The sequence below is a fragment of the Paractinoplanes globisporus DSM 43857 genome, from assembly GCF_000379645.1.
Lineage (GTDB): Bacteria > Actinomycetota > Actinomycetes > Mycobacteriales > Micromonosporaceae > Actinoplanes > Actinoplanes globisporus.
The window spans coordinates 1-6710 of the sequence record NZ_KB903345.1; the positions used below are offsets into that span (position 1 = coordinate 1).

Consider the following 6710-nt stretch of genomic DNA (forward strand, 5'->3'; position numbering starts at 1 on the left):
CTGTCCGGCGGCGTGATCACGGGTGTGCAGTCCGGGTTGTGCCTGGACGCGAACGGCGCCGCCACCGCCAACGGCACGAAGATCATTCTCTGGTCGTGCAACGGCGGATCCAACCAGCGATGGTCCGTCGGCTGAGCCGGCCGATCACCACCAATCCGCGTACCCGGAGAAGGACGAATCACATGCGTAGATCTGGTCCCGGTGTCGGCGTCACCCTTGCCACGATCGTTGTCACCGCTGTCTCCTCGGTCGTCGCCTGGGCCGCGCCGGCCCAGGCGGCCACCGCCATCACCATCACCGGCGCCTCGGGCGGACGGTTGTTCGACGGTGTCGGCGCGATCAGTGGCGGCGGCGGCAACAGCCGGCTGCTCGTCGACTACCCCGAGCCCCAGCGCGGGCAGATCCTCGACTATCTCTTCAAGCCCGGCTACGGCGCGGCCACGCAGATCCTCAAGGTCGAGATCGGCGGGGACACGAACTCCACCTCGGGCGCCGAGCCGAGTCACGAGCACACCCGCGGCGCCGTCAACTGCACCCGCGGGTACGAGTGGTGGCTGGCCGAGCAGGCCAAGGCCCGCAATCCGAACATCAAGCTGTACGGCCTGTCCTGGGGCGCTCCCGGCTGGATCGGCGGCGGGAACTTCTGGTCCACCGACATGATCAACTACCTCCTGGACTGGCTGGGATGCGCCGCCACCCACGGCCTGACGATCGACTATCTGGGCGGCTGGAACGAGAAAGGCCACAACGTCACCTGGTACGAGAACCTGCGCGCCGCGCTCGACTCGCACGGCTACCGTGCCGTGAAGATCGTGGCGTCGGACGAGTTCGGCTGGGGCGCCGCCGACGACGCCGTCCGCGACTCCGCCTTCGCCAACGCGGTATCGGTCTTCGGCTCGCACTACGTCTGCGGCTACCGCAGCAGTCAGACCAGCTGCCCCAGCTCCGGCAACGCGGTGTCCACCGGCAAGCCCCTGTGGGCGAGCGAGAACGGGTCGGACGACTACAACGCCGGCGCGAACGCCCTCGCCCGGGGCATCAACCGCGGCTACCTCGACGGAAAGATGACCGCCTACATCAACTGGCCGGTCATCGCCGCCATCACGCCGAACATCCCGTGGGCCACCACCGGGCTCGCGGTCGCGTCCCAGCCGTGGTCGGGCAGCTACTCCGTCGGCAAGAACGCCTGGGTGACGGCACAGACCACGCAGTTCACCGCGCCCGGCTGGCAGTACCTGGACGCCTCCAGCGGGTATCTCGGTGGCAACCGCAACAACGGCAGCTACGTCTCCCTGAAGTCCCCGAACGGCACCGACTACAGCACGATCATCGAGACGATGGACGCCACGGCCGCCCAGAGCCTCACGTTCACCGTCGGCGGCGGCCTCTCCCAGGGCACCGTGCACGTCTGGGCGACAAACGTACGGTCGAACAACTCGGCCGACTACTTCACGCACAGCGCCGACCTCACGCCCACCGGCGGCGGTTACTCGCTGACCGTCCAGCCCGGCTACGTCTACAGCCTCACCACGACGACCGGCCAGGGCAAGGGAACCGCCACCGGCGCGACCCCGGCCGCGCTGCCGCTGCCCTACCGTGACTCGTTCGACGGTTACCCGGTCGCCGGCGAGGCGAAGTACCTCATGGACATGCAGGGCTCGTTCGAGGTGGCGACCTGCGGCGGCGGCCACTCGGGTCGATGCGTGAGGCAGATGTCGGATCAGACGCCCATCTACTGGACCACCCAGCTGGCCGAACCGTACGCCCTGCTCGGCGATCTCGGCTGGTCCAACTACACCGTCGCCTCTGACGTGCTGCTCGAGAAGTCCGGCTACGCGGAGCTCATCGGGCGGGCCTCGGCCTATCCGCACGAGTCACCGGCCAACCTCGACGGCTACTTCCTGCGAGTCACCGACGCGGGCCGGTGGTCGATCCTCAGCAACAACACCAGCGGCGCGGTGCGAACGCTGGCCAGTGGCAGCATCGCCGCGCTCGGGACCGGAACCTGGCACTCGCTCGCGCTGACCTTCAGCGGGAGCACGATCACGGCGGCGGTCGACGGGACCACGGTCGGCAGCGTCAACGACACAGCGTGGGGCGCCGGTCAGATCGGCTACGGCACCGGCCAAGGCGTGACCGCGCAGTTCGACAACCTGTCGGTGACACCGGGCAGCGGCGGGACCGGCTCGACCGGGGTCCTGCGCGGGACCGGCTCGGGACGTTGTCTCGACGTGCCGAATGCCACCCAGACCGACGGCACGCTGCTCGCGATCTGGGACTGCAACGGCGGCGCCAATCAGTGGTGGACCCTCACCGCGGGCGGCGCGCTCTCCGTGTACGGCGGCAAGTGTCTCGACGTGCCGGGCCACGCCACGACGGCCGGTACCCGGGTGCAGATCTGGACGTGCAACGGCGGCGCGAACCAGCAATGGCGGCTCGGCAGCGACGGTTCCGTGGTCGGTGCGGAGTCGGGGCTGTGCCTGGACGTGACGGGCGCGGCGACGGCCAACGGCAGCCCGGTCGAGATCTGGACGTGCAACGGCGCCGCCAACCAGAAGTGGACCCGCAGTTGATCCCCCGGAGGAATCCCATGCCTCGCATCCCCTTCACCCGGCGCGCGTTCCTCACCGTGTTCGGCGCCTCCGTCGCCGGCTCGACCGGCATCCTGCGGGCCACGCCCGCCTTCGCGGCCATACCGGGCCCGTCGAGCTATTCGGCGACGTGGTCGTCGGTCGACCAGCATCCGCCGGCGCCCGAGTGGTTCCAGGACGCCAAGTTCGGCATCTACTACCACTGGGGAGTGTTCAGCGTTCCCGCGTACGGCAACGAGTGGTACCCGCGCAACATGTACAACAACGGATCGAACGAGAACAACCACCACAAGGCCGTGTACGGCGATCCGTCCGTGTGGCCGTACCACAACTTCATCAACGGCGCCCGCGACAAGGCCGGCAACTACGTGCAGTTCGCTCCCCGACTCGCGTCCGCCGGCGGGGCGTTCGACCCGAACGCCTGGGCCCAGCTCTTCGTCGACGCCGGCGCGAGATTCGCCGGACCGGTCGCCGAGCACCACGACGGCTTCTCGATGTGGAACAGCAGTGTCAACGAATGGAACTCGGTGGCCCGGGGCCCCCGCCTCGATCTGCTACGGCTGCACGCCGACGCCATCCGCGGCAAGGGCCTCAAGCTCATGGTCGCGATGCATCACGCCTACCACTTCACCGGCTACTACCAGTGGGTGCCCACCCAGTCCGACTCGAGTCTGAAGAAGCTCTACGGCCAGCTCGGCGCCGCCGCCGAGCAGCAGCTGTGGTACGACAAGCTGCGCGAGGTCCTCGACGGCTACCAGCCCGACATCCTCTACCAGGACTTCAACCTCACCCAGCTGCCCGAGTCCCGCCGGCTGGACTTCCTGTCCTACTACTACAACCGCGCGGTGGCCTGGAACAAAGAGGTCGTCGCCACCTACAAGGACGGCTTCAACAACCGTGGCGAGGTCTACGACTTCGAGCGCGGCGGCCCGGCCGGCATCCAGACCCCGTACTGGCTCACCGACGACAGCATCAGCAGCTCGAGCTGGTGTTACACCGTCGGCATCGGCTACTACTCCACCAACGCCCTGCTGCACGCGCTGATCGACCGGGTCAGCAAGAACGGCAACATGGTCCTCAACATCGCCCCGATGGCCGACGGCACCATCCCCTCCGGCCAGCAGACCGTGCTCCGCGGCATCGGCGACTACCTGGGGCGTTTCGGCGAGTCGATCTACTCCACCCGGGCCTGGACCACGTTCGGCGAAGGCCCCACCCAGATGGGCGGTGGATCGTTCCAGACGCCGCGGACCGGCACCGCCCAGGACGTCCGATTCACCCAGAGCAAAGACAATCGCATCCTGTACGCGACGCTGCTCGGCTGGCCCGGCGGCACCGCGCACATCACCACGCTCGGCTCGAACCGGATCAACCTGAGCACCCTGACCTCGGTGCAACTGCTGGGCAGCACCGCCGGCACGTACATCAACCTGCCGACCCGGACGCAGGACGGCAGCGGTCTGCACATCAGCCTGCCGTCCGCCCCGTACAGCGCTCCCGCGTACGTGCTGAAATTGATCTTCTCGGGCACCATCCCGGCTCTCGGCTCCGGCGGCTCCGGCCTGCCCACCGGCTGGGCGCGGATCACCAACGTCACCACCGGCCTGGTCCTCGACGGCGGCGGCAACGTCGCCTCCGGCTCGCAGCTCAAACAGTGGAACTACGACGGAAGCACCAACCTGCAGTGGCAGCTCGTCGCCCTCGGCAGCGGCTGGTACCGCATCGTCAACCGGACCAACGGCCTGGTCGCCGACAGCAACGGGAACTCGGCCAACGGCGCCCTCGCCGTCGAGATCTCGTGGAACGGCGGCAACAACCAGCAATGGCGGCTCAACGACATGGGCAGCGGCCGTTACCAGATCATCAACCGGGGCACGGGAACCGCCCTCGACAGCGGCGGTGTCAACACCGTCGGCGCGCCGGTGAAGCTGTGGGCGCCCGACTCCAGCACCAACCTGCAGTGGACCATCGCGGCCGTCTGACGACCACGTAACCCGACAACGGCGGGCCCGGCATCGCGCCGAGCCCGCCGTTCGTCTTCTCGATCAGCGCTGCAGGGTGAGCACCGCCGGGCGGTAGGGCAGCAGCCCGTAGTCGCCGCCGGAGTTGGTGGCCCGTCCCTGGTAGAGCAGTTGCAGGTTGCAGGGGTCGATGGTCATGGTCTGGTCCGCGTTGTTGCGCACCAGGTCACCGTGGCTGATGTCGTTGGTCCACGTGGCGCCGCTGTTGGCCTTCCCGGCGAACGGGTTGCCCTCGCTCGCGGCCTGCGGTGTCCAGGAGCCGCTCAGGCTGCTGGCGGTGAACGAGCGGAAGTACCGGCCGTTCGCCCCGATCGCCTCGACGATCATCAGGTACTGGTTCTGGCCCTGGACCTTGTAGACCTGAGGCGCCTCGAACAGGTTGTTCGTCGAGTCACTCAGGACCGTCGTGTAGGACGAGCCGAAGCTGCCCGGGAAGTTCCCGATCGGCATGCTCGCCCGATAGATCTTGCCGTTGTCCCCCGCGAAGAACAGGTACATGGTCGAGCCGTCACCGATGACCGTCTGGTCGATCGGCCCGGTGCCCGACCCGGAGATGCTCCCGGTGAACAACGTCTGCGCGGACGACCAGCCGTTCGCGTTCGTCGGATCGCTCGAGGTCCGGTAGGAGAAGGCGGTCGGACCCCACTGATAGGTCAGCACCCAGATGTTCTTCGGCGCGAAGTAGAACAGTGTCGGCGCGACCGTGCCCGACGACATCCCGTTCTGACTCGCCGAGCCCATGTCCGACCAGTTGGTGAACAGGCCGAAGTTCATCGATCCCCAGGTCGAGCCGTTGTCGTGTGTGGTGGCGTAGACGAGGTGCCGGCCGTTGTAGACGACGTTGGTGAAGTCCTTCAGCGAGGCCCACCCCGACTTGGGAGTGGCCAGCGCACCGGTCGAGCTCCACCGGTACGTCGACGGCAGCGAACACCCACCGCTCGGCGGCGTCGTGGTCGGACCCGTGGTCGGCGTGGAACCGACCGGGACGAGCTGCCATTGCTGGTTGGTGCCGCCCCAGTCGCTGTACTGCACGACCGGCGCGCCGTCGGTGGTGGCGGCGCCCTGCACCTCGAGAGCCTTGCCGCTGGTCCGGTTGATCAGCCGGACGTAGCCGCCGGACGAGTCGGCCAGGCTCCACTGCTGGTTGGTGCTGTTGTTGTCGGTCCACTGCACCACCGCGGCGCCGTCGGCCGTCGAGAAGTTGTAGTCGTCGAGCACCTTGCCGGAATGCCGGGCCTTGACCCGGTAGTAGCCGCTGCCGGAGCTCACGAACTGGAACTGCTGGTTGGTGCCACCCCAGCCGGCGTACTGCTGGACGCACGCGCCGTCGGCGGTGGACGAACCGCAGACGTCGAGCGCCTTGCCGCTGTTCCGGTTGATCAGCGTGTACCAGGCGCTGGTGTCCACCGTCGCCGCCGACGCCGACGACGCGGTCACCACCGCCAGGACTCCGCCGGCCAATGCGGTCACCGACGCGATCGCCACCGGCAGCCATCGCCGGCGCCGGCGTCGCGGATCCGCGACGCTCGGGTACATACCCTCGGACTTCACGTTTCCCCCTTCGAGGAGATTCCGACTACGAAGGCCCGTACGCCATGACACCGGGGCGCAGTGCTCGCGCGGGGCACTGAGAGCGTTAACACGCGAGGGCGACATTGCCAGAATGTTTCGGAACATTCAAGTACACGGATTAATCGAATTCGCCGCCATTCGAAGCCGACTCGGCGTCGATGCCACACATAACAAGTTTTCAGAAGTGATTTGCCCGTGAGCAGGTCACTTGAGCAGGTCATTTAGCCTGGGCAGGGGCAGCGCGGATGGGTATTTGCCGCGGGCGGAAACACCCTCGCCCCGCTCGGCATCGAATCGGCAAGGGACTCTCGTCCGTCTTCGATGCCTTGCGGAGCGAGCACACTAGCGCGGATCCCTTGTTAACGTTAACGTCGCCATCGTCCGGCGATCAGCTGCGCGTGCTCCAGCGCTGGTTGGATGCGCCGTTGCACGACCAGAGAATGATCTTCGTGCCGTTGGCGGTGGCGGCGCCGTTCGCGTCCAGGCACAACCCGGACTGCACACCCGTGATCACGCCGCCGGACAG

Annotated in this window: 5 protein-coding genes; 3 read left to right on the forward strand and 2 right to left on the reverse strand. The window is 67.6% G+C overall.

All coding sequences use genetic code 11. The features are described from left to right. The 3 genes from A3CQ_RS59885 to A3CQ_RS0144360 all read left to right on the forward strand — a co-directional run. The coding region (locus A3CQ_RS59885; RefSeq protein ID WP_169516369.1) for an RICIN domain-containing protein at window positions 1-135 on the forward strand (135 nt) is incomplete at its 5' end. A 47-nt stretch (window positions 136-182) separates the two neighbouring features. Next, window positions 183-2573 (forward strand): ricin-type beta-trefoil lectin domain protein, encoded by a 2391-nt coding sequence (locus tag A3CQ_RS0144355; RefSeq protein WP_020517421.1) that lies wholly within the window; start codon window positions 183-185, stop codon window positions 2571-2573. A gap of 17 nt (window positions 2574-2590) precedes the next feature. Beyond that, complete coding sequence (locus A3CQ_RS0144360) at window positions 2591-4573, forward strand: alpha-L-fucosidase (RefSeq protein ID WP_020517422.1); 1983 nt, start codon at window positions 2591-2593, stop codon at window positions 4571-4573. A gap of 63 nt (window positions 4574-4636) precedes the next feature. Here the strand turns inward: A3CQ_RS0144360 and A3CQ_RS0144365 are convergent, their stop codons facing one another. Both A3CQ_RS0144365 and A3CQ_RS59890 read right to left on the reverse strand, forming a co-directional pair. Continuing rightward, window positions 4637-6148, reverse strand: coding sequence for a non-reducing end alpha-L-arabinofuranosidase family hydrolase (locus tag A3CQ_RS0144365; RefSeq protein ID WP_020517423.1), 1512 nt, complete (start codon window positions 6146-6148; stop codon window positions 4637-4639). 424 nt (window positions 6149-6572) lie between these two features. Next, a partial coding sequence (locus A3CQ_RS59890; RefSeq protein WP_169516370.1) for a ricin-type beta-trefoil lectin domain protein occupies window positions 6573-6710 on the reverse strand: 138 nt, incomplete at its 5' end.

Excerpts from the sequence above, each read along its gene's own strand:
- A3CQ_RS0144355 (WP_020517421.1), top strand. The coding sequence starts at position 183 with ATGCGTAGATCTGGTCCCGGTGTCGGCGTCACCCTTGCCACGATCGTT.
- A3CQ_RS0144360 (WP_020517422.1), top strand. The coding sequence starts at position 2,591 with ATGCCTCGCATCCCCTTCACCCGGCGCGCGTTCCTCACCGTGTTCGGC.
- A3CQ_RS0144365 (WP_020517423.1), bottom strand. The coding sequence starts at position 6,148 with ATGTACCCGAGCGTCGCGGATCCGCGACGCCGGCGCCGGCGATGGCTG.